At 40.2% G+C, this 23,754-nt stretch carries 35 protein-coding genes and 2 tRNA genes; 6 read left to right on the top strand and 31 right to left on the bottom strand.

Annotated features, from left to right (window positions below):
• Positions 1-21 precede the first annotated feature (21 nt).
• From secY to rpsL, 27 genes are all read right to left on the bottom strand, one after another.
• A complete protein-coding gene (gene secY / locus IGI66_RS01495; RefSeq protein WP_010782046.1) occupies positions 22-1,323 on the bottom strand; it encodes a preprotein translocase subunit SecY in 1,302 nt (433 codons plus the stop codon).
• Positions 1,323-1,763 carry a 50S ribosomal protein L15 gene (gene rplO / locus IGI66_RS01490; protein WP_010782047.1) on the bottom strand — a complete coding sequence of 147 codons (441 nt, stop codon included), beginning with the start codon at positions 1,761-1,763 and terminating at the stop codon, positions 1,323-1,325. Before rplO ends, secY begins: the two co-directional genes overlap by 1 nt.
• Before the next feature lie 41 nt (positions 1,764-1,804).
• Entirely contained in the window at positions 1,805-1,984 is a 180-nt protein-coding gene (rpmD, locus tag IGI66_RS01485) for a 50S ribosomal protein L30 (protein WP_010782048.1), read from the bottom strand.
• A gap of 14 nt (positions 1,985-1,998) precedes the next feature.
• Positions 1,999-2,499, bottom strand: coding sequence for a 30S ribosomal protein S5 (gene rpsE, locus IGI66_RS01480; RefSeq protein WP_010782049.1), 501 nt, complete (start codon positions 2,497-2,499; stop codon positions 1,999-2,001).
• A 20-nt stretch (positions 2,500-2,519) separates the two neighbouring features.
• Positions 2,520-2,876: a 50S ribosomal protein L18 gene (gene rplR / locus IGI66_RS01475; RefSeq protein WP_010782050.1), complete on the bottom strand. Its 357-nt coding sequence runs from the start codon at positions 2,874-2,876 to the stop codon at positions 2,520-2,522.
• A gap of 52 nt (positions 2,877-2,928) precedes the next feature.
• Complete coding sequence (gene rplF / locus IGI66_RS01470; protein ID WP_010782051.1) at positions 2,929-3,465, bottom strand: 50S ribosomal protein L6; 537 nt, start codon at positions 3,463-3,465, stop codon at positions 2,929-2,931.
• Between the two features lie 31 nt (positions 3,466-3,496).
• Complete coding sequence (rpsH, locus tag IGI66_RS01465) at positions 3,497-3,895, bottom strand: 30S ribosomal protein S8 (RefSeq protein ID WP_010747206.1); 399 nt, start codon at positions 3,893-3,895, stop codon at positions 3,497-3,499.
• A 32-nt stretch (positions 3,896-3,927) separates the two neighbouring features.
• Positions 3,928-4,113, bottom strand: coding sequence for a type Z 30S ribosomal protein S14 (locus IGI66_RS01460; protein WP_028020384.1), 186 nt, complete (start codon positions 4,111-4,113; stop codon positions 3,928-3,930).
• A gap of 17 nt (positions 4,114-4,130) precedes the next feature.
• Positions 4,131-4,670: a 50S ribosomal protein L5 gene (gene rplE / locus IGI66_RS01455; RefSeq protein ID WP_010782052.1), complete on the bottom strand. Its 540-nt coding sequence runs from the start codon at positions 4,668-4,670 to the stop codon at positions 4,131-4,133.
• A 26-nt stretch (positions 4,671-4,696) separates the two neighbouring features.
• Positions 4,697-5,008: a 50S ribosomal protein L24 gene (gene rplX / locus IGI66_RS01450; protein WP_010782053.1), complete on the bottom strand. Its 312-nt coding sequence runs from the start codon at positions 5,006-5,008 to the stop codon at positions 4,697-4,699.
• Between the two features lie 35 nt (positions 5,009-5,043).
• Positions 5,044-5,412: a 50S ribosomal protein L14 gene (gene rplN / locus IGI66_RS01445; protein WP_010782054.1), complete on the bottom strand. Its 369-nt coding sequence runs from the start codon at positions 5,410-5,412 to the stop codon at positions 5,044-5,046.
• Positions 5,413-5,467: 55 nt separating this feature from the next.
• Positions 5,468-5,734, bottom strand: coding sequence for a 30S ribosomal protein S17 (gene rpsQ, locus IGI66_RS01440; RefSeq protein ID WP_010782055.1), 267 nt, complete (start codon positions 5,732-5,734; stop codon positions 5,468-5,470).
• A gap of 20 nt (positions 5,735-5,754) precedes the next feature.
• Positions 5,755-5,946 (bottom strand): 50S ribosomal protein L29, encoded by a 192-nt coding sequence (gene rpmC / locus IGI66_RS01435; protein ID WP_010782056.1) that lies wholly within the window; start codon positions 5,944-5,946, stop codon positions 5,755-5,757.
• Entirely contained in the window at positions 5,936-6,370 is a 435-nt protein-coding gene (gene rplP, locus IGI66_RS01430; protein WP_010742757.1) for a 50S ribosomal protein L16, read from the bottom strand. The genes rpmC and rplP overlap by 11 nt, the downstream gene beginning before the upstream one ends.
• Positions 6,371-6,372: 2 nt before the next feature.
• On the bottom strand, positions 6,373-7,029 hold the full coding sequence (rpsC, locus tag IGI66_RS01425; RefSeq protein WP_010782057.1) for a 30S ribosomal protein S3: 657 nt from the start codon (positions 7,027-7,029) through the stop codon (positions 6,373-6,375).
• Positions 7,030-7,042: 13 nt separating this feature from the next.
• Positions 7,043-7,390, bottom strand: coding sequence for a 50S ribosomal protein L22 (gene rplV, locus IGI66_RS01420; protein WP_010742755.1), 348 nt, complete (start codon positions 7,388-7,390; stop codon positions 7,043-7,045).
• 21 nt (positions 7,391-7,411) lie between these two features.
• Complete coding sequence (gene rpsS / locus IGI66_RS01415; protein WP_010782058.1) at positions 7,412-7,690, bottom strand: 30S ribosomal protein S19; 279 nt, start codon at positions 7,688-7,690, stop codon at positions 7,412-7,414.
• A 42-nt stretch (positions 7,691-7,732) separates the two neighbouring features.
• Entirely contained in the window at positions 7,733-8,563 is an 831-nt protein-coding gene (gene rplB, locus IGI66_RS01410; RefSeq protein ID WP_010782059.1) for a 50S ribosomal protein L2, read from the bottom strand.
• A gap of 39 nt (positions 8,564-8,602) precedes the next feature.
• Positions 8,603-8,893: a 50S ribosomal protein L23 gene (locus IGI66_RS01405; RefSeq protein WP_010782060.1), complete on the bottom strand. Its 291-nt coding sequence runs from the start codon at positions 8,891-8,893 to the stop codon at positions 8,603-8,605.
• Positions 8,893-9,516, bottom strand: coding sequence for a 50S ribosomal protein L4 (rplD, locus tag IGI66_RS01400; RefSeq protein ID WP_010782061.1), 624 nt, complete (start codon positions 9,514-9,516; stop codon positions 8,893-8,895). The genes IGI66_RS01405 and rplD overlap by 1 nt, the downstream gene beginning before the upstream one ends.
• Before the next feature lie 28 nt (positions 9,517-9,544).
• Entirely contained in the window at positions 9,545-10,174 is a 630-nt protein-coding gene (gene rplC, locus IGI66_RS01395) for a 50S ribosomal protein L3 (RefSeq protein ID WP_010782062.1), read from the bottom strand.
• A gap of 21 nt (positions 10,175-10,195) precedes the next feature.
• A complete protein-coding gene (gene rpsJ / locus IGI66_RS01390; protein ID WP_010756438.1) occupies positions 10,196-10,504 on the bottom strand; it encodes a 30S ribosomal protein S10 in 309 nt (102 codons plus the stop codon).
• Between the two features lie 300 nt (positions 10,505-10,804).
• The gene (locus IGI66_RS01385; RefSeq protein WP_438847172.1) at positions 10,805-11,566 is read right to left on the bottom strand and encodes a type 1 glutamine amidotransferase domain-containing protein; all 762 of its coding nucleotides are present in this window, start codon (positions 11,564-11,566) and stop codon (positions 10,805-10,807) included.
• Positions 11,567-11,763: 197 nt separating this feature from the next.
• The gene (gene tuf / locus IGI66_RS01380; RefSeq protein ID WP_114525277.1) at positions 11,764-12,951 is read right to left on the bottom strand and encodes an elongation factor Tu; all 1,188 of its coding nucleotides are present in this window, start codon (positions 12,949-12,951) and stop codon (positions 11,764-11,766) included.
• 163 nt (positions 12,952-13,114) lie between these two features.
• Positions 13,115-15,199 (bottom strand): elongation factor G, encoded by a 2,085-nt coding sequence (gene fusA / locus IGI66_RS01375; protein ID WP_114525276.1) that lies wholly within the window; start codon positions 15,197-15,199, stop codon positions 13,115-13,117.
• A gap of 80 nt (positions 15,200-15,279) precedes the next feature.
• Positions 15,280-15,750 (bottom strand): 30S ribosomal protein S7, encoded by a 471-nt coding sequence (rpsG, locus tag IGI66_RS01370; protein ID WP_010782066.1) that lies wholly within the window; start codon positions 15,748-15,750, stop codon positions 15,280-15,282.
• Positions 15,751-15,794: 44 nt separating this feature from the next.
• Entirely contained in the window at positions 15,795-16,208 is a 414-nt protein-coding gene (gene rpsL, locus IGI66_RS01365; RefSeq protein ID WP_010742744.1) for a 30S ribosomal protein S12, read from the bottom strand.
• Positions 16,209-16,618: 410 nt separating this feature from the next.
• Here rpsL and rpiA point away from each other — a divergent pair, with 410 nt between their 5' ends.
• From rpiA to IGI66_RS01335, 6 genes are all read left to right on the top strand, one after another.
• Positions 16,619-17,299, top strand: a complete 681-nt coding sequence (rpiA, locus tag IGI66_RS01360; protein ID WP_288227777.1) for a ribose-5-phosphate isomerase RpiA — start codon at positions 16,619-16,621, stop codon at positions 17,297-17,299.
• A 130-nt stretch (positions 17,300-17,429) separates the two neighbouring features.
• A complete protein-coding gene (gene gpmA, locus IGI66_RS01355; RefSeq protein ID WP_010782068.1) occupies positions 17,430-18,116 on the top strand; it encodes a 2,3-diphosphoglycerate-dependent phosphoglycerate mutase in 687 nt (228 codons plus the stop codon).
• Positions 18,117-18,219: 103 nt separating this feature from the next.
• A tRNA-Leu gene (locus tag IGI66_RS01350) sits at positions 18,220-18,303 on the top strand.
• A 267-nt stretch (positions 18,304-18,570) separates the two neighbouring features.
• Complete coding sequence (locus tag IGI66_RS01345; protein WP_438847168.1) at positions 18,571-19,755, top strand: LysM peptidoglycan-binding domain-containing protein; 1,185 nt, start codon at positions 18,571-18,573, stop codon at positions 19,753-19,755.
• A gap of 132 nt (positions 19,756-19,887) precedes the next feature.
• A complete protein-coding gene (locus IGI66_RS01340) occupies positions 19,888-20,283 on the top strand; it encodes a hypothetical protein (protein WP_438847166.1) in 396 nt (131 codons plus the stop codon).
• Positions 20,284-20,463: 180 nt separating this feature from the next.
• Positions 20,464-20,718 (top strand): hypothetical protein, encoded by a 255-nt coding sequence (locus IGI66_RS01335; RefSeq protein ID WP_438847164.1) that lies wholly within the window; start codon positions 20,464-20,466, stop codon positions 20,716-20,718.
• Between the two features lie 700 nt (positions 20,719-21,418).
• Here IGI66_RS01335 and IGI66_RS01330 read toward each other — a convergent pair.
• From IGI66_RS01330 to IGI66_RS01315, 4 genes are all read right to left on the bottom strand, one after another.
• Positions 21,419-21,670: a hypothetical protein gene (locus IGI66_RS01330; RefSeq protein WP_438847162.1), complete on the bottom strand. Its 252-nt coding sequence runs from the start codon at positions 21,668-21,670 to the stop codon at positions 21,419-21,421.
• Between the two features lie 237 nt (positions 21,671-21,907).
• A complete protein-coding gene (locus tag IGI66_RS01325; protein ID WP_010781666.1) occupies positions 21,908-22,108 on the bottom strand; it encodes a cold-shock protein in 201 nt (66 codons plus the stop codon).
• Positions 22,109-22,321: 213 nt separating this feature from the next.
• Positions 22,322-22,393: transfer RNA gene (locus tag IGI66_RS01320), tRNA-Met, on the bottom strand.
• A 317-nt stretch (positions 22,394-22,710) separates the two neighbouring features.
• Entirely contained in the window at positions 22,711-23,754 is a 1,044-nt protein-coding gene (locus tag IGI66_RS01315) for a peptidoglycan recognition protein family protein (protein ID WP_438847160.1), read from the bottom strand.

The raw sequence follows: 23,754 nt of genomic DNA, 5'->3' as shown, positions 1-23,754 counted from the left end.
GAAAACCCTCAACACACGAATCTACTCTTCATCCATGAATCCGACATAACGTCGTTTCAACATGAGTCCTTCTAGTTGTTTTGCAGTTTCTAATGCCACCCCAACAACGATCAAAAGACTTGTACCACCTAATCCAATTGATTGAGGCAGGTTCCAAACCATTTGCGCGATAATTGGAATCAAGGCTATCAATCCTAAGAAAATAGCACCGACTACACTTAAACGCATTAAAATTGCAGAAACATATTCTTCTGTTCCTTTACCTGGTCTTACACGAGGAATGTAACTTCCTTGTTTTTGTAAGTTCTCTGCTAATTTTTCAGGATTAACCTGGACAAATGCATAGAAGAAGGTGAAGGAAACAATTAGAACAGTATAAATCGCAGCACCTGGAACCGTGTTGTAACTAAATAGTTTAGTTAACACATCGTACCAGCCTTCCGCGCTATATTTGCTAGCTAATGCTTGCAACACCGCGTTGGGTGTAGCAATGAATGAACTGGCAAAGATAACTGGAATAACTCCGGCAGCATTTACTTTTAATGGTAGATAACTGCTTGTCGGTGCACCAACGACTTGTTTTGTATATTGAATTGGAATCTTTCTTTCCGCTTGTTGAAAGTACGTTACAAAAACGACGATCAACACAATAGCGACAAGTAAAATTACAACAAAAATGATTGATTTCCAAAGATCACTAGATTCGATATTGACGAAATAATCATCATAGATATCTTTGATACTTTGTGGCAACCGTGAAATGATCCCCGCAAAAATTATCATTGATACCCCATTACCGATTCCTTTTTCAGTAATCTGTTCTCCCAACCAAGTAACAAACATGGTACCTGCGGTAAGAATAAGCCCAATCGTAACGAACGTTTGAACATTACGGTTTGGCACAAATCCAAATTGTGCAAAATAATCAAAACCAGCTGTAATACTTACAGACTGAATGAAGGCTAGTACCAAAGTTAAATAGCGAGTGGCTTGATTTAACTTTTTACGACCAACTTCTCCTTGTTTAGACCATTCGACAAATTTAGGAATAATATCCATCTGCAAGAGTTGGATAACGATTGAAGCCGTGATATACGGGGAGACCCCCATCGAGAAGATCGAAAAGTTTTGCATTGCTGAGCCACTAACCATATTCAGCATTCTGAAAAATGGCATTTCACTCAACCCCTGCAGTCCTTGTGCATCGACTCCCGGTACGGTGATTTGCGCACCTAATCGGAAAACGAATAGCATTAAGACGGTAAACAAGATCCGTGATCGGATGTTCTGAACTTTGAATGAATCCTTTAAAAGTTTGAACATTAAATCACCTCGATTGAACCACCGGCAGCTTCAATTGTTTCTTGAGCATGTTTAGAGAATTTAGCTGCTTTAACGGTTAGTTTTTTGTCTAATGATCCGTTTCCTAAAACTTTGATTCCAGCTTTTTCATTTTTCACGATTCCAGCTTCGACTAAAGCAACAGGTGTTACTTCAGTTCCATCTTCAAAACGATTTAGGACATCTAAATTGATCACAGCGTATTCTTTACGATTCACGTTAGTAAATCCACGTTTTGGCAAACGACGGAATAAAGGAGTTTGACCACCTTCAAATCCTAGACGTACACCACCGCCTGAACGAGCCTTTTGACCTTTTTGACCACGTCCGGCTGTTTTTCCGTTACCTGATGAAGTACCACGACCAACGCGGTTGCGAACTTTACGTGAACCTTCGGCAGGTTGTAATTCATGAAGTTTCATTATATTGGGCACCTCCTTAGATTTTAATCATCATTGTTTTATTAAACTTCTTCTACGTCCACTAAATGAGACACTGTGTTAACCATGCCTTTGATTGCATCATTGGCAGGTTTAACAACTGTGCTGTTCATTTTTTTAAGACCCAACGCTTTAACAGTATCACGTTGGTTTTGAGGACGTCCGATAACACTGCGTTTTAAAGTAATTTTTAATTCAGCCATTTCTTTCGTCCTCCTTAGTTAGCTAAGTTTTCAACAGAGATGCCACGTAATTGTGCCACTTCTTCTGCTTTTTTCAATTGAGTTAAACCTTCAACAGTTGCACGAACAACGTTGATTGGTGTGTTTGAACCTAAAGATTTAGAAGTTACATCGGCAACCCCAGCTAATTCCAAGACGGCACGAACTGGTCCACCAGCAGCAACCCCAGCACCTTCAACGGCAGGTTTCATTAAGATACGTCCGCCGCCGAATACACCAATAACTTCGTGAGGAAGCGTAGTTCCTACCATTGGTACTTCGACTAGGTTTTTCTTAGCGTCTTCGATTGCTTTACGAATTGCTTCAGGTACTTCTTGAGCTTTACCTGTACCAAAGCCTACGTGGCCGTTCTTGTCACCGACAACTACTAGTGCTGCGAAACGTAGACGACGTCCACCTTTAACAACTTTAGTAACACGGTTGATCGCTACAACGCGGTCTTCTAATTCCAAATGTTTTGGATCGATATAAACCATGAATGGTGTTCCTCCTTCTCCTAAAATTCTAGTCCATTTTCGCGAGCTGCTTCAGCTAAAGCTGCTACACGGCCATGGTAAAGGTATCCACCACGGTCAAAGACTACTTTCTTAATACCTTTTTCTGAAGCACGTTCTGCTACTAATTTCCCAACAGCTTGTGCTTGTTCAGTTTTGTTTCCACCTGAAATTTCTTTATCCAAGGCAGAGGCACTTGCTAGCGTCACACCCGCTACGTCATCAATAATTTGAGCGTAGATGTTTTTGTTAGAACGAAAAACGTTCAAGCGTGGGCACTCAGCAGTACCAGAAATTTTTCCGCGAACGCGCATGTGGCGTTTTTGGCGTGTTTTATTCTTGTCTGGTTTTGTAATCACAATTGTCACCTCTTTAATTAAGCTGGCCTAAGCCGCGTGTAGGTTCGACCTACTATTTACCAGTTTTACCTTCTTTACGACGTACATATTCGCCAACATAACGAATACCTTTGCCTTTATAAGGTTCTGGAGGACGAGTTCCGCGGATTTTCGCAGCTAATTCGCCTACTACTTCTTTGTTTGATCCTTTAACCACTACTTGAGTGTTCGCAGGAACTTCGATTGTAACGCCTTCTGGAGCTACGATCTCAACTGGATGTGAATAACCAACGTTCAATACAAGTTTTGAACCTTGTAATTGTGCACGGTACCCAACCCCGATTAATTCTAATGCTTTTTGGAACCCTTCTGAAACACCAACAACCATGTTATTGAAGTTTGCACGAGTTGTTCCGTGGATTGTTTTCATTTCTTTGCTGTCGTTTGGACGAGTAAATGTTACTTCGTTTCCTTCGATGCTCATTTTGATATCAGAAGAAAAAGTACGAGTTAATTCACCTTTAGGTCCTTTAACAGTCACATCGTTCCCGTTTTGAGTTACTTCAACTCCAGCAGGTAAAACGACTAATTTATTACCAATACGGCTCACTTAAAGACACCTCCTCATGGATTGTTTGATCTTACCAAACGTAAGCTAGCACTTCGCCGCCGACGTTTTTACCTCTAGCTTCTTTGTCGGTTACTAAACCTTCAGAAGTAGAAATGATTGCGATACCTAAACCGTTTAATACTTTTGGTACTTCGTCAGCTTTGACATAAGCACGCAAGCCTGGTTTAGAGATACGTTTTAAGTTTGTGATAACACGTTCGTCATTTTTACCGTATTTAAGGAAAACACGGATCATGCCTTGTTTGTCATCTTCGATGTATTCAACATCACGTACGAAACCTTCACGTTTAAGGATTTCTGCGATGTCACGTTTGATTTTTGAAGCAGGTACTTCCACTGAATCGTGCTTTACCATGTTGGCATTACGAATACGAGTTAGAAAATCTGCAATTGGATCTGTCATGACCATTGAACTGTTTACCTCCTTTATGCGAGTTTATTTTACCAGCTAGCTTTCTTCACGCCGGGAATTTGACCTTTGTAGGCAAGTTCGCGGAAGCAAATACGGCAAAGATGAAATTTACGATAAACTGAATGTGGACGTCCGCAACGTTCGCAGCGAGTGTACTCTTGCGTTGAATGTTTTGCTGGGCGTTTGTTTTTAGCAATCATTGATTTTTTAGCCAATTTTTTCGCCTCCTTGATTATTTTTGGAATGGCATTCCAAGTTGTGTTAATAATTCGCGAGATTCTTCGTCTGTTTTAGCAGTTGTAACAACAACGATATCCATACCACGGACTTTATCAACTAAATCATAATCTACTTCAGGGAAGATCAATTGTTCTTTCACACCTAAAGTAAAGTTACCACGGCCATCAAAGGATTTTTTGCTTACTCCGTGGAAGTCACGTACACGGGGAAGTGACACAGTCACTAATTTGTCTAAGAATTCGTACATTCTTTCTCCACGTAGTGTTACTTTCGCACCGATAGGCATTCCTTCACGTAAACGGAAACCAGCGATTGATTTTTTAGCTTTTGTGATAATTGGCTTTTGACCAGAAATCAAGGCTAATTCTTCAACAGCTTTGTCTAAGTTTTTTGCGTTTGATACCGCATCACCAACACCCATGTTGATGACGATTTTCTCAACTTTAGGAACTTCCATAATTGAATCATAGTTAAATTTTTCCATCAAAGATGGTGTAATTTCACTTACAAATTTTTCTTTTAGGCGGTTCATCTATAAGATCCTCCTTCCTTGTTTAATTATTTATCTAAAGCTTCGCCGGTTTTCTTAGAAACACGGACTTTCTTGCCGTCAACCATTTTATAGCCAACGCGTGTCGCTTCTCCATTTGAAGGGTCGATCACCATAACATTAGAAGCATGAATTGGTGCTTCTACCTCTACGATTCCGCCTTGAGGGGCTTCTTGAGAGGCTTTTTTATGTTTTTTCACGATATTGACGCCTTCAACAACGACTTTATCTTGTTTAGGAAGGGCTTCTAATACTACGCCTTCTTTATTTCTGTCTTTACCAGAGATAACTTTTACTTTATCGCCTTTTTTAACGAACATTACTGTTGCGCACCTCCTTTGGTTGAATCTTTCGATTATAATACTTCCGGTGCCAATGAAACGATCTTCATGAAATTGCCTTCGCGTAGTTCACGAGCGACAGGTCCGAAGATACGTGTTCCTCTTGGGCTCTTGTCATCACGAATGATAACAGCTGCATTTTCATCAAATTTGATATAAGAACCGTCAGTACGACGAGCGCCTGATTTAGTTCGAACGATAACGGCTTTAACAACCTCACCTTTTTTGACAACACCACCTGGCGTTGCTTGTTTAACCGTAGCAACAATCACATCACCGATATTTGCAGTTTTGCGACCAGATCCGCCGAGAACTTTAATAGTTAAAATTTCACGTGCGCCTGAGTTGTCCGCGATTTTTAAACGGCTTTCTGCTTGGATCACTTGTGTATCCTCCTTTCAGATTTAAAAAACATCTATATAGGAAAATCTCGTGTGATTAGATAATCACTGCTTTTTCAACGATTTCAACCAGACGGAAACGTTTGGTAGCTGATAATGGACGAGTTTCCATGATTTTCACGATATCGCCAATTTTTGCTTCATTGTTTTCATCGTGAGCTTTGTATTTTTTAGAATACTTCATACGTTTACCGTAGATTGGATGGTTCTTTTGGGTTTCAACGACAACAGTGATCGTTTTGTCCATTTTGTCAGATACCACGCGTCCTTGATAAACTTTACGTTGATTTCTTTCTTCAGTCATACTGGAATGGCCTCCTTCCACTATTTGTCAGCTTGTTCATGCAACACAGTTTTAATGCGTGCAATCGATTTACGTACTTCTTTAATACGTGCAGTGTTCTCTAATTGACCTGTTGCTAATTGGAATCTAAGATTAAACAATTCTTCTTTTAATTGTTTTTCTTGATCAATCATTTCGGCAGTGGTTAATTCTCTGATTTCTTTAACCTTCATTCGATTCACCACCCATTTCCTCACGTTTTACGATCTTAGTTTTCATAGGTAATTTGTGAGAAGCAAGACGTAATGCTTCACGAGCAACTTCTTCAGGTACGCCGGCGATTTCAAACATGATCTTGCCGCGTTTAACTGGTGAAACCCATCCTTCAGGAGCACCTTTACCTTTACCCATACGTACGCCGATGGCTTTAGATGTATATGATTTGTGAGGGAAAATTTTGATCCATACTTTCCCACCACGTTTCATGTAACGAGTCATGGCGATACGTGATGCTTCGATTTGGCGGTTAGTAATCCAATGTGATTCAACAGCTTGTAAGCCGAATTCACCAAATGCGATTTCTTTTCCACCTTTAGCTTCTCCACGCATTTTTCCGCGGAATTCACGACGGTGTTTTACACGTTTAGGTACTAACATGTCTATTTCCCTCCTTTCTTAGTGTTTTTCTTTGTAGGAAGAATTTCTCCACGATAAATCCACACTTTAACTCCTAGTTTTCCGTATGTTGTATTCGCTTCTTCCCAAGCGTAGTCGATGTCGGCACGCAATGTATGAAGAGGAACAGTTCCTTCAGAGTATCCTTCTGAACGAGCGATATCCGCACCATTCAAACGACCAGATACTTGAGTTTTGATTCCTTTAGCGCCAGAACGCATAGTGCGTTGGATCGCTTGTTTTTGTGCACGACGGAAAGCAACGCGGTTTTCTAATTGACGCGCGATTCCTTCGCCGACTAATTTAGCATCTAAATCTGGTTTTTTGATTTCAACGATGTTGATGTGAACTCGTTTACCAGTTAATTTATTCAATTCTTTTCTTAGGCTTTCGACTTCAGATCCGCCTTTACCGATAACCATACCAGGTTTGGCTGTGTGGATTGAAATATTCACACGATTTGCAGCGCGTTCGATTTCAACAGTTGACACAGCGGCATCAGCAAGTTTCGTTGCGATGAACTTACGGATTCTCAAATCTTCGTGTAGAAATTCAGCATACTCTTTTTCGGCATACCATTTAGCATCCCACTCACGGATGATGCCTACACGCATTCCAATAGGATTTACTTTTTGACCCACTGATTATCCCTCCTTATTTTTCTGATACCACAACGGTGATGTGACTTGTACGTTTGTTGATTGGTGAAGCTGAACCTTTTGCACGTGGACGGAAACGTTTCATTGTTGGTCCTTCGTTAACAAATGCTTCAGAAACTACCAAGTTCTCAACATCTAAGTCAAAGTTGTTCTCTGCGTTAGCAACTGCGGACATCATCACTTTTTCGATGATTCCAGCAGATTTGTTTGGTGTGAATTTCAAGATTGAAATTGCTTCTGCTACGCTTTTTCCTCTAATAAGATCGATAACTAAACGTGCTTTACGAGGAGAAGTGCGAACTGTTTTTGCAGTTGCCTTAGCTGATGTAATTTGTTCTGCCATGTTAATATCCTCCCCTCAAAATTAACGTCTTGTTTTCTTATCGTCGGCGGCATGCCCACGATAAGTTCTTGATGGTGCAAATTCACCTAATTTATGTCCTACCATGTCTTCTTGGATGTAAACTGGCACATGTTTGCGTCCGTCATAAACAGCAATAGTAAATCCTACAAAATTAGGAAAAATTGTTGAGCGACGAGACCAAGTTTTGATAACTTTCTTCTTTTCAACACCTTGTTGCGCTTCGACCTTCTTCATCAAATGATCATCAGCGAAAGGTCCTTTTTTCAAACTACGACCCATGGTGTACCTCCTCTCAAAATATGCGACACATAGTCAATGATATTATTTAGTCTTGCGACGTACGATAAGCTTGTCTGATGCAGCTTTCTTATTACGCGTTTTGTAACCCAATGCAGGTTGTCCCCATGGAGATACTGGCGCTTTACGTCCGACTGGAGCTTTACCTTCACCACCACCGTGTGGGTGATCGTTAGGGTTCATTACGCTACCACGTACAGTTGGGCGTTTGCGCATCCAACGAGAACGTCCAGCTTTACCAATGTTGATCAATTCGTGTTGTTCGTTACCAACAGAACCAATAGTTGCACGGCAAGTAGCTAAGATCATACGAACTTCGCCAGAATTCAAACGTACTAATACGTATTTTCCTTCTTTACCAAGTACTTGAGCACTTGTACCGGCTGAACGGATCAATTGTCCGCCTTTACCAGGTTTCATTTCGATGTTGTGAACAACAGTACCAACTGGAATGTTTTCCAATGGAAGAGTGTTCCCAATTTTGATATCTGCATCTGGTCCAGAAACAAGTTTCATGCCAACTTCTAAGCCTTTAGGTGCTAAGATGTAAGCTTTTACTCCGTCTGTATAGTGAACTAATGCAATGTTTGCTGAGCGGTTTGGATCGTATTCGATCGTTTGTACTGTAGCAACCACGTTATCTTTGTTACGTTTGAAATCGATAACACGGTATTGACGTTTATGTCCGCCACCTTGATGGCGTACAGTGATGCGACCGTTGTTGTTACGACCGGCGTTGTTTTTCAATGGTTGTAAAAGTGTCTTTTCAGGCACTGAAGTAGTGATTTCAGCGAAATCAGAACTTGTCATATTACGACGACCATTTGAGGTAGGTTTGTACTTTTTAATCGCCACGTCTAGTTTCCCTCCTATTTACTAGTGATTTTCTAACGCTTATTCAGCAGCGTCGAAAAGTTGGATTTCTTTTGAATCTTCAGTTAATGTCACAACAGCTTTGCGACGTTTTTTTGTGAAGCCTTGGTATTTACCCATACGTTTTGCTTTTGGTTTAGCATTCATAATGTTTACATTTTTTACTTTAACGTCGAAAGCAGCTTCAACCGCTTGTTTCACTAAAGTTTTATTCGCACGAGTGTCAACTTCGAAAGTATATTTCTTTTCATCCATGTCTAACATAGATTTCTCAGTGATCACCGGGCGTTTAATTACGTCTAGTAAGTTCATTATGCAAGCACCTCCTCAATTTGAGTAAGAGCAGTTTGCGTTGCTAAGATTTTGTCATTAGCGACTACATCTAATACAGTAACGTTGTCTGAAGTAGTAACAGTTACATTTGATAAGTTACGAGCAGCTAAGCCTGCAACTTCGTTTTCTGTTTCTAAAACAACCAATACTTTAGAATCAATAGACAAGCTAGTTAAAACTTGCTTGAATTCTTTTGTTTTAGGTGCGTCAAAGCTTAAAGCATCAACAGCAACTAAGTTATTTTCAGCAACTTTTTCTGATAAAACAGATTTGATTGCTAAGCGACGAACTTTTTTAGGAAGTTTGTAGCTGTATGAACGTGGTGTTGGTCCGAAGACAACGCCACCTCCACGCCATTGTGGTGAACGGATAGAACCTTGACGAGCACGTCCAGTTCCTTTTTGACGCCATGGTTTGCGACCACCGCCACGAACTGCGCTACGATTTTTCACAGCGTGTGTTCCTTGTCTTAATGAAGCGCGTTGCATAACGATTGCATCGTAAACAACACTTTCATTTGGTTCAATTCCGAAGATTTCTTCATTTAAAGTGATGTCACCGTTTTGAGTTCCATCTTGTTTGAATAATGCTACAGTTGGCATTCCTTAGTTCCTCCTTTCCTCTAACTAATTATTTAGCTTTCACAGCTGATTTGATAGTGATTAATGATTTTTTAGCGCCAGGAACATTTCCCTTAACTAAGATAACGTTGCGGTCAGCGTCTACACGAACAACTTCAAGGTTTTGAATTGTTACGCGATCGCCGCCCATGCGACCAGCAAGTTTTTTATTTTTAAATACGCGGTTCGGTGCAACAGGACCCATAGATCCAGGACGACGGTGGTAACGAGAACCGTGGGCCATTGGGCCGCGGCTTTGTCCGTGACGTTTGATAACGCCTTGGAATCCTTTACCTTTAGTCGTTCCGGTAACATCAATGATGTCTCCAGCTTGGAAAGTATCAACTTTCACTTCTTTACCTACTTCATAGTCTCCTAGCTCAACATCTTTGAATTCTCGAATGAAGCGCTTAGGAGCCGTGTTTGCTTTTGCAACATGACCTTTCGCAGGTTTGTTAGACAAAACTTCACGCATATCTTGGTAACCTAATTGAACAGCTTCGTAGCCATCGTTTTCCATTGTTTTCACTTGTAAAACAACGTTTGGAGTAGCTTCGATAACAGTTACTGGAATAAGTTCACCAGATTCTGTGAAGATTTGAGTCATTCCCACTTTTTTCCCTAAGATTCCTTTGGTCATGATTACACCTCCATCTTCTTATTATAGTTTGATTTCAATATTCACACCTGATGGTAAGTCAAGCTTCATTAAAGCATCAACTGTCTTCGGTGTTGGGTTCACAATGTCAATTAGACGTTTGTGAGTACGCATTTCGAATTGTTCGCGTGAATCTTTGTATTTATGAGTCGCACGGATAACAGTGTAAAGACTGCGTTCAGTTGGTAATGGAATTGGACCAGACACGCTAGCTCCAGTTCTTTTTGCAGTTTCTACGATTTTATCCGCTGATTGATCTAAAATACCATGTTCATACGCTTTTAAACGGATACGAATTTTTTGTTTTGCCATCTTGTTCCCTCCTTCGCCTATTTTAAAAGTAGACATAGCTCCACGAAAATCTCCGTCACGCTCGTTCGTGGCAAAGCGTCCGGGCGTGTCGCAACCTCTCGTTTCAAAGCCGGCGGATTCATACTTGAACCCCCCAGTGTTATTCACACTCCTGTAAACAGCACCTTTATGATTATATTACATGGGGTCAATGATTGCAAGGATTTTCTAAGGGAATTTCGATTTTCTGTCTAATTTTCAGAAAACGTTCAATTATCGGTTGTATAGAATAAATGTGTTTCTTCTATAATAGTAGAAAACTCAATAATTTTGTTTCAAACGTTGATAAAACTTCTTTGCAAAAGTATGGGCGTCACCTGGCCATCGTGCGGACACATAATTGCGGTCTTCAACCACAAAGGCTGGTCCCTCATTCTCCAAGGAATCACGATTCATTGACAAACTTCCCGATTGAAATTGACGTACGTTTTTCAGGACTGATTTTACTTCATCCTCTACAGTGATTGAATAGGTTCGATAGTAATCCTTCAACCACAATGCTGTTAGGTAATATGCACCCATTTCCTGAACTTTAAGCAACGACGTTGTTTCATAATCATAAAGGACGGATTTATTTGTTTTCGAATTGATCGATCTAGCAGCTAAAACAGTCCCATGACAGATAGCACCAACTGTTTTTTCGGTTAAAAAGAATTCAGAGACTTTCTCTTGCAACACTTGAGATTCCAAGTATGTCTTCATGCCCTTATCGTGCCCTCCCGGCAGTAGGAGTCCTTCAAAGTCGCTTGGATCAATATCAGCGTAACGAAGCGGCCGCTTGAAGGATTCGCTTGCGATCATCCTACGATAATTAGTCAAAGCATTCGAATCTGCCATGAGGAATTTTTTTAATGGTCCAAATCCTCTTCCAGTAAGCAATCGTTCATCGGCAGACGCCATTTGACCATCTGGCGTCGCAAAAACGATTTCTACTCCCTGCTTGTCTAGATAGTCCCATGGAACAGCAGCTTCTGTCGGATCGAAGCCATAGTGGGGTACAGGAATAACAATCACATTCATCATCCTTCCGATTTTCCTTCTGCCATCGTACTAAAATTTCTTTCAGAAATAAACTGATAACCATCGGAATTTCCAGCTCTCTTAACACTATCAGAGAAGCTTGCTGCAGGAGCATCTTTCAGGATCACAAAAAAAGAGTCACCGGAAATCCGGCGACTCTTTACGTCCGAGCATAAATTATTAATTGATTGTAGAGTTGATTAAGCTTTGATTGTAGTTACAACGCCTGAACCAACAGTACGTCCGCCTTCACGAATAGAGAAACGAGTTCCGTCTTCGATCGCGATTGGGTGGATTAATTCAACTTCCATAGTTACGTTATCACCAGGCATTACCATTTCAGTACCTTCTGGTAGATCAACTACACCAGTTACGTCAGTTGTACGGAAGTAGAACTGAGGACGGTAGTTAGTGAAGAATGGAGTGTGACGTCCGCCTTCTTCTTTAGTTAAAACGTAAACTTCTGCAGAGAATTTTGTATGTGGAGTGATTGAAGCTGGTTTAGCCAATACTTGTCCACGTTGAATGTCTTCACGTGCAACACCACGTAATAATGCACCAATGTTATCGCCAGCTTCAGCGTAATCTAACAATTTACGGAACATTTCAACACCTGTAACAGTTGTTTTAGCAGTTGCTTCAGCGATACCTACGATTTCAACTTCGTCACCAACGCGAACTTGTCCACGTTCAACACGACCAGTTGCAACAGTACCACGACCAGTGATTGAGAACACGTCTTCGACTGGCATCATGAATGGTTTGTCAGTATCACGAACTGGTGTTGGGATATATTCGTCAACAGCAGCCATTAATTCTAAGATTTTTTCTTCGTATGAAGCTTCGCCTTCTAAGGCTTTCAAAGCTGAACCTGCGATAACTGGAGTGTCGTCGCCTGGGAAGTCGTATTCTGATAACAAGTCACGAACTTCCATTTCAACTAATTCAAGTAATTCTTCATCGTCAACCATATCCATTTTGTTTAAGAATACAACGATGTAAGGAACACCAACGTTACGAGATAACAAGATGTGTTCGCGAGTTTGAGGCATAGGGCCATCAGCAGCAGATACTACTAAGATAGCTCCGTCCATTTGTGCAGCACCAGTGATCATGTTTTTAACGTAGTCCGCGTGTCCTGGGCAGTCAACGTGAGCATAGTGACGAGCTTCAGTTTCGTACTCAACGTGAGCAGTGTTGATAGTGATTCCGCGTTCGCGTTCTTCAGGAGCTCCGTCGATTTGAGCGTAGTCCATTGCTTCCGCTCCGCCTTGTTTAGCAAGTACAGTTGTAATTGCAGCTGTTAAAGTAGTTTTACCATGGTCAACGTGTCCGATAGTACCAATGTTAACATGGGGTTTTGAACGGTCAAATTTTTCTTTAGCCATTTAAAATGTTCCTCCTAAGTAAATGAGTTTAGTTTTTTTATCTGATAGGTCCGTACCACAACAGCAGTACGAGCCCATATCATCAGTTAATTATTTTACATGAAACGTTGTTAAAAATACAGTTCTTTTAGAAAAGCTGTAAAAAACAGCTAATTCTTAAAAATTAGTCGGCTTTACCGCCATTTTTCTTAATAATTTCTTCTTGAACTGATTTAGGTACATCTTCATAGTGGTCAAAGACCATCATGAATGTTCCGCGTCCTTGAGTAGAAGAACGAAGCGTTGTAGCGTAACCAAACATTTCAGCTAACGGCACAATTGCGTTAACGATTTGCGCGTTACCATGTGCTTCCATTCCTTCAACACGTCCACGACGAGCAGTTACATGACCCATAACATCACCTAAGTAATCTTCTGGAACTGTGATTGTAACTTTCATCATTGGTTCAAGGATCGATGGGCTAGCTTTCTTCGCAGCCGCACGTAGAGCCATAGAGGCAGCTACACGGAAGGCTGTTTCATTTGAATCGACATCATGGTATGAACCATCATAAAGCTTCGCTTTGATATCAACCAATGGATAGCCAGCTAATACACCGTTTGCCATTGCGTCTTCTAATCCTTTTTCAACTGCTGGGATGTATTCACGAGGAACCACACCACCGACAATTGCATTTTCGAATTCGAAGCCAGCACCTTCTTCGTTTGGTGTGAATTCGACCCATACGTGACCGTATTGACCTTTACCACCAGACTGACGTACAAACTTACCTTCTGCATTTGTCGCAGCACGGAAAGTTTCACGGTAAGATACTTGAGGTGCACCAACGTTAGCATCAACTTTAAATTCACGACGCATACGGTCAACTAGAACGTCCAAATGAAGCTCACCCATACCGGCGATAACTGTTTCACCAGTTTCAACGTTTGTTTCAACGCGGAATGAAGGATCTTCTTCAGCAAGTTTTTGTAATGCGACACCCATTTTATCTTGGTCAGCTTTTGATTTAGGTTCAACAGCAACTTCGATAACTGGATCAGGAAATTCGATTGATTCTAAGATAACCGGTGCATCTTCAGCACAAAGAGTATCTCCAGTTGTTGTATCTTTCAATCCAACAGCGGCAGCGATATCTCCTGAGTAAACAGTATCGATTTCTTTACGTGTATTCGCGTGCATTTGCAGAATACGTCCGATACGTTCACGTTTGCCTTTAGATGCATTCAATACGTATGAACCAGAGTTTAAAACGCCTGAATAAACACGGAAGAATGTTAAACGACCTACGAATGGGTCAGTCATAACTTTGAACGCTAGTGATGAGAATGGTGCAGAGTCATCAGCTGGACGTTCTGTTTCTTCGTCTGTTTTAGGGTTGAACCCTTGGATCGCTTTAACGTCAGTTGGCGCTGGAAGATAGTCGATGACTGCATCCAACATCAATTGAACACCTTTGTTTTTGAAGGCTGATCCACAAAGAACTGGGTAGAAGTCTACAGATAGAGTAGCGTTACGAATTCCTGCTTTTAATTCTTCGTCGGTGATTTCTTCACCTTCTAAGAATTTCATCATTAGGTCTTCGTCAGTATCAGCAACAGCTTCTACTAATTTTTCACGCCATTCTTCAGCTAATTCTTTATACTCTTCAGGAATTTCAGTCTCTTGGATTTCAGTTCCTAAGTCGTTTGTATAGATTTCAGCTTTCATTTTAACTAAGTCGATGATACCAGTGAAGTCATCTTCAGCACCAATTGGTAATTGGATTGGATGAGCATTCGCTTGTAAACGATCGTGTAAAGTGCTTACTGAGTAAAGGAAGTCCGCACCAATTTTGTCCATTTTATTACAGAATACAATACGAGGTACTTGGTATTCTGTCGCTTGACGCCAAACAGTTTCTGTTTGTGGTTCTACACCTGATTGTGAGTCCAATACAGTTACTGCGCCATCAAGAACACGTAATGAACGTTGTACTTCGATTGTGAAGTCCACGTGTCCTGGAGTATCGATAATGTTTACGCGGTGACCCTTCCATTGTGCTGTAGTAGCAGCAGAAGTGATCGTGATACCACGTTCTTGTTCTTGTTCCATCCAGTCCATTTGAGAAGCGCCTTCGTGCGTTTCGCCGATTTTATGGATTTTACCAGTGTAATACAAGATACGCTCTGTTGCTGTAGTTTTACCTGCATCAACGTGGGCCATGATACCGATATTACGAGTGTTTTCTAGAGAAAATTCTCTTGCCATTTCTTTGTTTGCTCCTCTCTTAAATTAAATTTAACATTGTCTGATCGTTTTTCCGCTGACGATCGCCAGCAGAAAAAATCTTACCAACGATAATGAGCAAATGCACGGTTGGCTTCCGCCATTTTGTGTGTATCTTCGCGTTTTTTCACAGAAGCGCCAGTGTTGTTAGCAGCATCCATGATTTCTTTCGCTAAGCGTTCTTCCATTGTGTGTTCCCCACGCAAACGAGCGTAGTTTACAACCCAACGAAGACCTAAAGTAGTACGACGTTCTGGACGTACTTCAACGGGTACTTGATAGTTAGAACCCCCAACACGGCGAGCTTTAACTTCTAATACAGGCATGATGTTTTCCATTGCTTGTTCGAAAACTTCCAATGGGTCATTTCCTGTTGATTCTTTAATAGTGCTAAAAGCGTTGTATACAATATTTGAAGCAGTTCCACGTTTCCCGTCAACCATTACACGGTTGATCAAACGAGTTACTAGCTTAGAGTTATACATAGGATCAGGCAAAACGTCACGTTTTGCGATAGTTCCTTTACGAGTCATACGTAACTCCTCCTTCCGAAAATATGTCTTATCTATTCGTTTGATTAAGCTTTAGGTTTTTTAGTACCGTATTTAGAACGGCTTTGTTTACGATCGTTAACACCGGCAGTATCTAGTGCGCCACGAACGATATGGTAACGTACCCCTGGTAAGTCTTTTACACGACCACCACGTAATAGAACAACACTGTGTTCTTGTAGGTTATGGCCGATACCTGGAATATAAGCTGTTACTTCGATCAAGTTTGACAAACGAACACGAGCATATTTACGCAATGCTGAGTTGGGTTTCTTAGGTGTCATAGTCCCCACACGTGTACAAACTCCACGTTTTTGTGGTGAGTTCACGTTTGTTTGAGCTTTTTTAAAGCTGTTATATCCTTTGTTCAATGCTGGTGAATTTGATTTTTCCACCTTTGATTTACGAGGTTTACGTACTAATTGATTAATTGTAGGCATTCCTTGTTTCCTCCTTCCTCGATTCGCTTTCTAGTACCACACATCCTGGTGGTTCTTTTTCAGCGATAAAAAATAATGCATCCCTGCATTCTCTATCAAGCGTACTTCGACACAGTCAGCACGTCTCAGTCGAGAGACCTGTTCACAAAGCACCTTTGATAGCATACCATGATTGATTTTTACTGTCAACAAACTATTTAGACTTTTTTCTTCTTTTAGAATAAAGACGTTCTTTCTGTGAAATTCGTCCAGATAAGAGAAATCTTATTTCCATCCAAAAAATTTTTATTCCTTGAAATGACAATAAATAAAACGCCTTCACTTTTTTGGTCTTTTTTACTTAAAAGGCTATCTTTTTTCTTTTTTTACTATTACAATGAACGTAACTTAACAAAAGGTGGGATTTCTCAATGAATCTAAAAGAGTTAGTTGGAGTCGAGGCAGCAAAATTTGTCAAAGACGGAATGGTCGTTGGATTAGGCACTGGATCGACTGCCTATTATTTAGTAAAAGAATTGGGTCGCAGAGTGAACGAAGAAGGCTTGAAGATCACGGGTGTTGTGACGTCTTCAAAAACAGAAGAGCAGGCGAAGGAATTAGGTATTCCCTTAAAAGCAATTGACGATGTAGAATCCGTTGATATTACTATTGATGGCGCGGATGAAATCAGTGATGACTTCCAAGGAATCAAAGGTGGCGGTGCCGCCCTGCTTTTCGAGAAAGTAGTCGCAACTTACTCAAAGGATTGTATCTGGATCGTTGATGAAAGTAAAATGGTTCCTAAGTTGGGGGCATTCCCTCTTCCTGTAGAAGTCGTCCCATTTGGAAGTCGCAACGTTTTCCGTTTGTTTGAATCCAAGGGATACAATCCTACATGGCGTATGAATGACGAAAACGAACGATTGATAACGGACGGCGGACACTACATCATCGACCTTCACTTAGAAGTGATCGAAGACCCGCACGCGCTCGCATCTGAGTTGGACACGTGTGTCGGTGTTGTTGAACACGGTTTGTTCATTGATATGATTTCACGAGTAATCGTCGGTACACCAGAAGGACCGAAAATTTTAGAGGTTCCTTCAAAGTAATTTGATTAAAAACCCTTTAAAGCTCACGATTTGGCAAAAAACACGCTCAATTTAATGGAAATCATGGCAGAAACATTGTACAATGATTCAGGAATTGAAAATTTCAGAAATTTCAAAAGGAGAGAATGTTATGCCAAAATTAGTTTTTTCTCGTCACGGCTTAAGTGAATGGAACAAATTGAACCAATTTACAGGCTGGGCAGACGTTGACTTGGCTCCAGAAGGTGTCGAAGAAGCAAAAGAAGGCGGACGTAAAATCAAAGAAGCGGGAATTGAATTCGATGTTGCCTATACATCTGTTTTAACTCGTGCGATCAAAACATGTGACTTGCTCTTAGAATACTCTGATCAACTTTGGGTACCAACTGTAAAATCTTGGCGCTTAAATGAACGTCACTATGGTAAATTGCAAGGTTTGAACAAAAAAGAAACCGCTGAAAAATACGGGGACGATCAAGTTCATATCTGGCGCCGTTCATACGACGTATTGCCTCCATTGATGGAAGCAACTGATGAAGGTTCAGCAGCTCAAGACCGTCGCTATGCAATGTTAGACCCTCGCGACATTCCTGGTGGGGAAAACTTAAAAGTTACTTTAGAACGTGCGTTACCTTTCTGGCAAGATGAAATTGCTCCTGCATTGAAAGATGGCAAAACTGTTTTAGTAGCAGCACACGGAAATTCATTGCGTGCATTAGCTAAACACATCGAAGGCATTTCTGATGAAGATATCATGGACTTAGAAATCCCAACAGGTCAACCACTTGTTTATGACTTGAACGATGACTTAACAGTTGCTAAAAAATACTATCTATAATATTTGTTCCCGGTTCGTTTCTGAACCGGGATTTTTTTATTATTTGCACCATCTTTTCTGTCATAACTATTTTTTTATGCTAAAATAGAAAAGTACTTCTTTTGCGGTCGTGGCGGAATTGGCAGACGCGCTAGCTTCAGGCGCTAGTGGTAGCAATACCGTGGAAGTTCGAGTCTTCTCGGCCGCATCAAAAAAAGCACGACAGAAATTTAACCATTTCTGTCGTGCTTTTTTTAGTCGTGATTCAAGAAACTAGCTACTTTGGTCGCAATCAAATCGATCTAAATACTAAAATTATAGCTAAGCATATCTATGCTAGTTAGCTATAAGACAGTTCTTTTTTGGTGATTTTGTTAATAACTGGATATAACTAATTTAAATAGGCGGGGCAAAAACGGGGCAAAGATGATACAATATTTCTATATTGATTATTGTTGGAGAGAGGGAGAAAAATTTGAAAAAAATTGTTGGTATTTTATCATTATTACTATTAACTGTATTAGTTACATCGTGCGGAAAGAATGTTACAACTAAAGATTTGAAAGCACATGATTGGCAAATGGATATGGAAGAAAATAAAGAAGATATAAATTTTAAGGTATCTTTTAGTGATCATATAATGACGTGGGCTCCAGACATGTCTACTATGAAAAGCGAAGCATCTAATGAGTGGGAAAAAATTGGAGAAGATTTAGGCAAGCAAATAGCCGGAGAAATAAAATATAAAGTCGAGTACGAGTTGAAAGGAAAAACAATCCATCTTAAGGAAGATGATTTGAAACTAGATGATGATTATACTATCCAGAGAGACGGTAAGGATATTATTCTTACGCCGGATAAAAAAGATGCAAAAAAAATAGTTTTAATTCCCTATTCAGATAAAGCTTCTAAGACAAACTCTTCCAGTAAAAAATCAACATCTAAAAATAAAAAGTCTGCAGACTTGAATAGCTTAATTGATAAATTCGAAAAAGATGGACTAGAAGTAAATGAACCAAGAAAAATGACCAAAGATGATTACGGGATGGCTCCTCTGAAAGCAAAAGAAGGATTGGTATTCGGTGTGCAGAAAGGTTCTGACGGGGAGTATCAAAATGCTAGGATTTTTTCATTTGAATCAGAAAGCGATCTTAAAGATACACAGAGTTATTACGATGACCTTGGAAAAGCATCCTCAGCCACCTTTTCTTATACAGCTGCTGATAAAGACAAGCTAGTTTTGATGCAGTTTAATGGAGATTTGCCTATAGAGGTTGTAGATAAATATGTAAATAATGCGGATCTTACTTTAACACCAGTAAGTTTCGATACAAATTCTTCTGATTCTCAAGATATGCAAGATGAGAGCATACCCAGTTCATCTGTTGAGACGGAACCCGAGCAGCAACCGACGCCTCAACAACAGCCGACTCAGCAACAAACAGAACAACCAAGTCAGCAAGATAATGCTCAGCAAACAACACCTAGCGAAGATCCGCAAAGCGAAGCAAATGCTCAGTACGGAACAGCTCAAGCTGGTGAAGGGCCTCGTCAGATTGCCGGCCGATATGGTTTGAGTGTTGATGAATTTTTAGAAATGAATGGCATGAACCAAGATAATTTTTACTTTAACCCTGGACAAGAAGTCAGAGTCAAATAATATAAACATGTCTTCCTCAACTTACTAAAGTTGTGGAAGATTTTTTTGTTCACTATCCATCAAAATTTAACAATCTGTTCGCTTTACATTCTAGAACATATGTTCGTATAATGTCACAAAGAGGTGAACGCTATGATCTACGATGACGAGTCAGCTATCAAACTGTTTTTAGAAGCTAAAAAAGTTTACGAGGACCGGAATATGCTTAAATGGATCGGATTTTACCTGTCCGACCAAACAGCAGCAATCAATAAGGATGTAATTGAGCGGTCTAAGGTCAATAATCAAAAACCGTTAATGCAAAGTGAAGAAATTGAAAAGGTCTTAAACGAAGCTAGACTAAAAAGCAAACCTGTCTCTGTTCAGTTAGAAGCCCTCAATGAAAATGCACAGTATTACGATGATGTTATAGGAATGATTCGAGGTTATGATGAGTTAGGAATTTACATAGGTGATCAAAAAGTACATTACGATGAAATTAGAAATGTTGAGGTTTACAACTGGAAAAAATGGAGTGAACTGAAATGAATCCTATCTTCTCTTATCATCTAGGATTGATAACATTCGATCGTCTCCAAGTCTTATTGTGGGATTTTGGTCCTAACGCTATAGATGAAATCGGAGAACGATGCTTTGCTTTCTACTGCAGCAAAGCTAACGGTCTTCATAATTTTGATTACTACATACTAAAATATGGGAGTGGTTTAAATGCTAAGCATGAATGGTATTGTGAGTAGCGTAAAGATTCTAAAGTATTCGGAACGTCCCCTCGTCTATTTTAAGTTAGATGATACTAGCTGCTTGATTGCTGGTCACTCGTTGAATTTTCTTGCAGATGTAGAGGATGGAATGCGGATAGCTGTTGCTGGGGAGTACAATAGTAGGAAACAGTTTGTGGTGAAGAAATACGCGGTTATTGGCAAGACGAAGATCATGATGGAGTTTGAAATGATGAGAATATAAAAATAACCCTCTACAGCCTTAGTTGGTTGTAGAGGGCGTTTGCTGCATACGAAAACCCACTCCCTAGCAAGGGTAAAGAGTGGGCAAAAGAAAATGTGAGAGCGGATTACTCTCTACTTAGCAGTATATCACTTTTAGGTTTAAGTGCAATAAAAAAACAGGCACCTATCGCCAAGGTGCCTGCCCTCCCTAAAGGGAGTAGAAATGGATAGTTTCTGAGTGTTAGTTTAGCATAAAACGGTTTCAGCAACAAGAATTATACCATTTTAACACAAAAAGAGCACCCGATTACTCGAATGCTCCTTGTGGAAAATAAAGATTTTCTTGGATTGGTTTTATTATACAGTGTAACGCTTACATGTGCAATAGAAAAAAGACCTTAGCTCTCGCTAGGGTCTTGGAGTCGGAATCACAAAAAGCGTGAAACACTGTGAAACATCTCGCTATTCTGTTGACTGTATTTTTTTTGTAGTATATAATCTCTCTTGAAGACATGAAAAAAAGCCACGCTGTCAACGTGGCCTGCAAGTGCTTGCTGCAGATACTTAATCTGTTCAATCCCTAGCTCAGTCTTGAATTCTAATTCCATAGAACCCTTTGTCTGGCCATTGATTTCCTAGATCAATGGTTTTTTATTGCATTTAGGCTCTCAATTCCCGTCATCATGAGCAGAGACTTTAAGGAAACTCACTAGGGATACTCATTTCTTTGTATGGCGTTTGTCATATGACTTCCAGTAATGCTTTGGAGCATTAATCCACGTGTACCACGCAAAGGCAGCAAACACAAGAATCCCTAAAAATACATATAACCACGGTGGCAATTTCAATAGATAACTAAAAACACCAGTAACAGTGATTGTAGTTCCTTTCTTGAAAATTGCGCTAATATCCATTGAGATATTTACCCTTTCTGAGGATAAATAGACATCACAACAAAAATCATCGTTCATGGCATCATCCCCTTTCTAAGACTAGCAAAGGGACTTACCAAACGCATATCTACTTGCAGTAATTAGTATAATATAGTTTATGAAGAACGACAACTAGCAACATTTTATTTCTACCATTTCGATTCTGCTTCGAACCTACGACCGGACGGTTATGAGCCGTCTGCTCTAACCAACTGAGCTAAGGGTACAAAAAAGCCGTCCCTAGGAGGAGACGACCGATATTTCAACTAATTTTTATTACGCTTTTTGAATGTTTGCAGCTTGAGGTCCACGTTGGCCTTCTTCTACGTCGAAAGTCACTGCTTGACCTTCTTCTAGAGTTTTAAAACCGTCGCCTTGGATAGCTGAAAAGTGTGCAAATACGTCGTTGCCATCTTCACCAGTGATAAATCCAAAACCTTTGTCTGCGTTAAACCATTTTACTGTACCGTTACTCATGTGTATTTCCTCCTGATACGTATCAAAGTACGTTCTTTTTTGCAATTAATTGTTGATAGTAAAAGGATTTCAATACGGTTAAATATATACAGTCCACATCACATTTCAAAATCGATTACTTATGAAGCTTAACATAGTTTAGCACCATTAGCTAACTATTTATTTTATTAGTCATTATTGAAAAGTATTTTAGCAATTATATACTCGCGATTATGTACCCCACAGGCCTCGAACCCGCATCTTCCGATATGAACCGGAGTATTCTACCTATTGAACTAAGGGTACTTTTAAATAAGTATTATTATTTTTTAAACGTGTTACAATAAAGAAATAGAACGCCGGATACAGTCCGCTTCCCCAAACGACTGTATCTGACGCTCCTTTTTTATGGGCGAGTGACTTCCCAACCCAATAAACTTACCCATAAATCGTTTTCTTTGCAAATGATACACTCATGGAAAAGTGATACACTACACAAACAAACAACCAGCCTGCACACGACTGGTTGCTGAAAGATGAAACTTAGTTATGAAAAAGAAGTAAGTTCTGGCAAAACTTACACATTCATAATAGCTCTTTTGTTAATATCTTGCAAGCGTATTCTAATACTTAAATCCTTTAATATGCGCAGGATTAATTCCAACATCCTTCGCTTTGCCCATCTCTTGAATCTCCTTCAATACAATAGGCGCGTCATGATCATTGAAGCCTTCCCCTTTGATGCGAACATCGTACGTTCCGTAAGAATTCGCTTCTGCGTATGTTTGACCATCTAGTAAGATGTCTTTCAAGAAGTTGCGCATGTGGCCTTCCATCTTCTTACTTTGAACATCATTCAAATTCCGTGCCTCAATATGAATAATCGGTTTATCCATATCAGGAACTGCAATGTTACGCTGATCATAACCTGGATAATATGATTTTAGTTCTTGCTTCAACCGGTTGACTGCATTCTCATACTTCCATTTTGAATCGCAAGTGATAACCAGCGTATAGACTTTGTTCGGCTGCAACACTCGTTTCACTTGGTCACGAAGCAACGTCCAGGCGTATTTCGTTTGAATACGTTGAACCATTTTTACCGCCTGATCTTTGGTGATATTATCGATCGCAATGCCGTTTTTATTTCCAGATGGTTGAGGTTTAGGCGCTGGATTTGGTGTAGAACCATTCATGTATTTTTGAATTTGAGCAATAAAATAATCTTGCATAATCGTCCAATCTCCATGCACCGATACCGATCTATGCGGACAGGCGGTGGCTGAGAATTGTTTGTGCAAGATTACCGTATTTCTATTCGGTTGTAGTCCATAGCGTTTTAAAATTTCAGCAGCTAGTTTTACTGAACGATCTTCATTATTTCTGAACGTGTCTAGATTCCCCATAGATTGACAAGCTTCAATCCCTATATAATTCGCATTCCCATTTGCATTCGCTGTATGCCATGCCATGTTTGCTTCATTCTCCACTTGTAAGATACCGTCACTACAAACATACCAATGGGCGAAACCCAGCTCTGCATTATGACTTGGCAACCAATTTCTATAAAAAGTAGTAGTAGCGCCTTGGGAAGCTGCATCATTGTGGATAACCACTCCATAGGGATTTCTTCCACGGCTGCCTGCAATACCTGACATTAATTGCAT

This window comes from Enterococcus sp. AZ048 (assembly GCF_051715125.1).
Lineage (GTDB): Bacteria > Bacillota > Bacilli > Lactobacillales > Enterococcaceae > Enterococcus_A > Enterococcus_A gilvus.
This window is presented reverse-complemented; position numbering and strand designations above follow the sequence as displayed.

Bases quoted from the DNA above. Each gene is read 5' to 3' on its own strand.
- secY (WP_010782046.1), bottom strand. From the start codon at position 1,323: ATGTTCAAACTTTTAAAGGATTCATTCAAAGTTCAGAACATCCGATCA.
- rplO (WP_010782047.1), bottom strand. From the start codon at position 1,763: ATGAAACTTCATGAATTACAACCTGCCGAAGGTTCACGTAAAGTTCGC.
- rpmD (WP_010782048.1), bottom strand. From the start codon at position 1,984: ATGGCTGAATTAAAAATTACTTTAAAACGCAGTGTTATCGGACGTCCT.
- rpsE (WP_010782049.1), bottom strand. From the start codon at position 2,499: ATGGTTTATATCGATCCAAAACATTTGGAATTAGAAGACCGCGTTGTA.
- rpsH (WP_010747206.1), bottom strand. From the start codon at position 3,895: ATGGTCATGACAGATCCAATTGCAGATTTTCTAACTCGTATTCGTAAT.
- rplE (WP_010782052.1), bottom strand. From the start codon at position 4,670: ATGAACCGCCTAAAAGAAAAATTTGTAAGTGAAATTACACCATCTTTG.
- rplX (WP_010782053.1), bottom strand. From the start codon at position 5,008: ATGTTCGTTAAAAAAGGCGATAAAGTAAAAGTTATCTCTGGTAAAGAC.
- rpsQ (WP_010782055.1), bottom strand. From the start codon at position 5,734: ATGACTGAAGAAAGAAATCAACGTAAAGTTTATCAAGGACGCGTGGTA.
- rpmC (WP_010782056.1), bottom strand. From the start codon at position 5,946: ATGAAGGTTAAAGAAATCAGAGAATTAACCACTGCCGAAATGATTGAT.
- rplP (WP_010742757.1), bottom strand. From the start codon at position 6,370: ATGTTAGTACCTAAACGTGTAAAACACCGTCGTGAATTCCGCGGAAAA.
- rplV (WP_010742755.1), bottom strand. From the start codon at position 7,390: ATGGCAGAACAAATTACATCAGCTAAGGCAACTGCAAAAACAGTTCGC.
- rpsS (WP_010782058.1), bottom strand. From the start codon at position 7,690: ATGGGTCGTAGTTTGAAAAAAGGACCTTTCGCTGATGATCATTTGATG.
- IGI66_RS01405 (WP_010782060.1), bottom strand. From the start codon at position 8,893: ATGAACTTACTAGACGTAATTAAACGCCCGGTGATCACTGAGAAATCT.
- rplD (WP_010782061.1), bottom strand. From the start codon at position 9,516: ATGCCAACTGTAGCATTATTCAAACAAGATGGAACTCAAAACGGTGAC.
- rplC (WP_010782062.1), bottom strand. From the start codon at position 10,174: ATGACCAAAGGAATCTTAGGGAAAAAAGTGGGAATGACTCAAATCTTC.
- rpsJ (WP_010756438.1), bottom strand. From the start codon at position 10,504: ATGGCAAAACAAAAAATTCGTATCCGTTTAAAAGCGTATGAACATGGT.
- IGI66_RS01385 (WP_438847172.1), bottom strand. From the start codon at position 11,566: ATGATGAATGTGATTGTTATTCCTGTACCCCACTATGGCTTCGATCCG.
- tuf (WP_114525277.1), bottom strand. From the start codon at position 12,951: ATGGCTAAAGAAAAATTTGACCGTTCAAAACCCCATGTTAACATTGGT.
- fusA (WP_114525276.1), bottom strand. From the start codon at position 15,199: ATGGCAAGAGAATTTTCTCTAGAAAACACTCGTAATATCGGTATCATG.
- rpsG (WP_010782066.1), bottom strand. From the start codon at position 15,750: ATGACTCGTAAAGGAACTATCGCAAAACGTGACGTTTTGCCTGATCCT.
- rpsL (WP_010742744.1), bottom strand. From the start codon at position 16,208: ATGCCTACAATTAATCAATTAGTACGTAAACCTCGTAAATCAAAGGTG.
- rpiA (WP_288227777.1), top strand. From the start codon at position 16,619: ATGAATCTAAAAGAGTTAGTTGGAGTCGAGGCAGCAAAATTTGTCAAA.
- gpmA (WP_010782068.1), top strand. From the start codon at position 17,430: ATGCCAAAATTAGTTTTTTCTCGTCACGGCTTAAGTGAATGGAACAAA.
- IGI66_RS01340 (WP_438847166.1), top strand. From the start codon at position 19,888: ATGATCTACGATGACGAGTCAGCTATCAAACTGTTTTTAGAAGCTAAA.
- IGI66_RS01335 (WP_438847164.1), top strand. From the start codon at position 20,464: ATGCTAAGCATGAATGGTATTGTGAGTAGCGTAAAGATTCTAAAGTAT.
- IGI66_RS01330 (WP_438847162.1), bottom strand. From the start codon at position 21,670: ATGAACGATGATTTTTGTTGTGATGTCTATTTATCCTCAGAAAGGGTA.
- IGI66_RS01325 (WP_010781666.1), bottom strand. From the start codon at position 22,108: ATGAGTAACGGTACAGTAAAATGGTTTAACGCAGACAAAGGTTTTGGA.
- IGI66_RS01315 (WP_438847160.1), bottom strand. From the start codon at position 23,754: ATGCAATTAATGTCAGGTATTGCAGGCAGCCGTGGAAGAAATCCCTAT.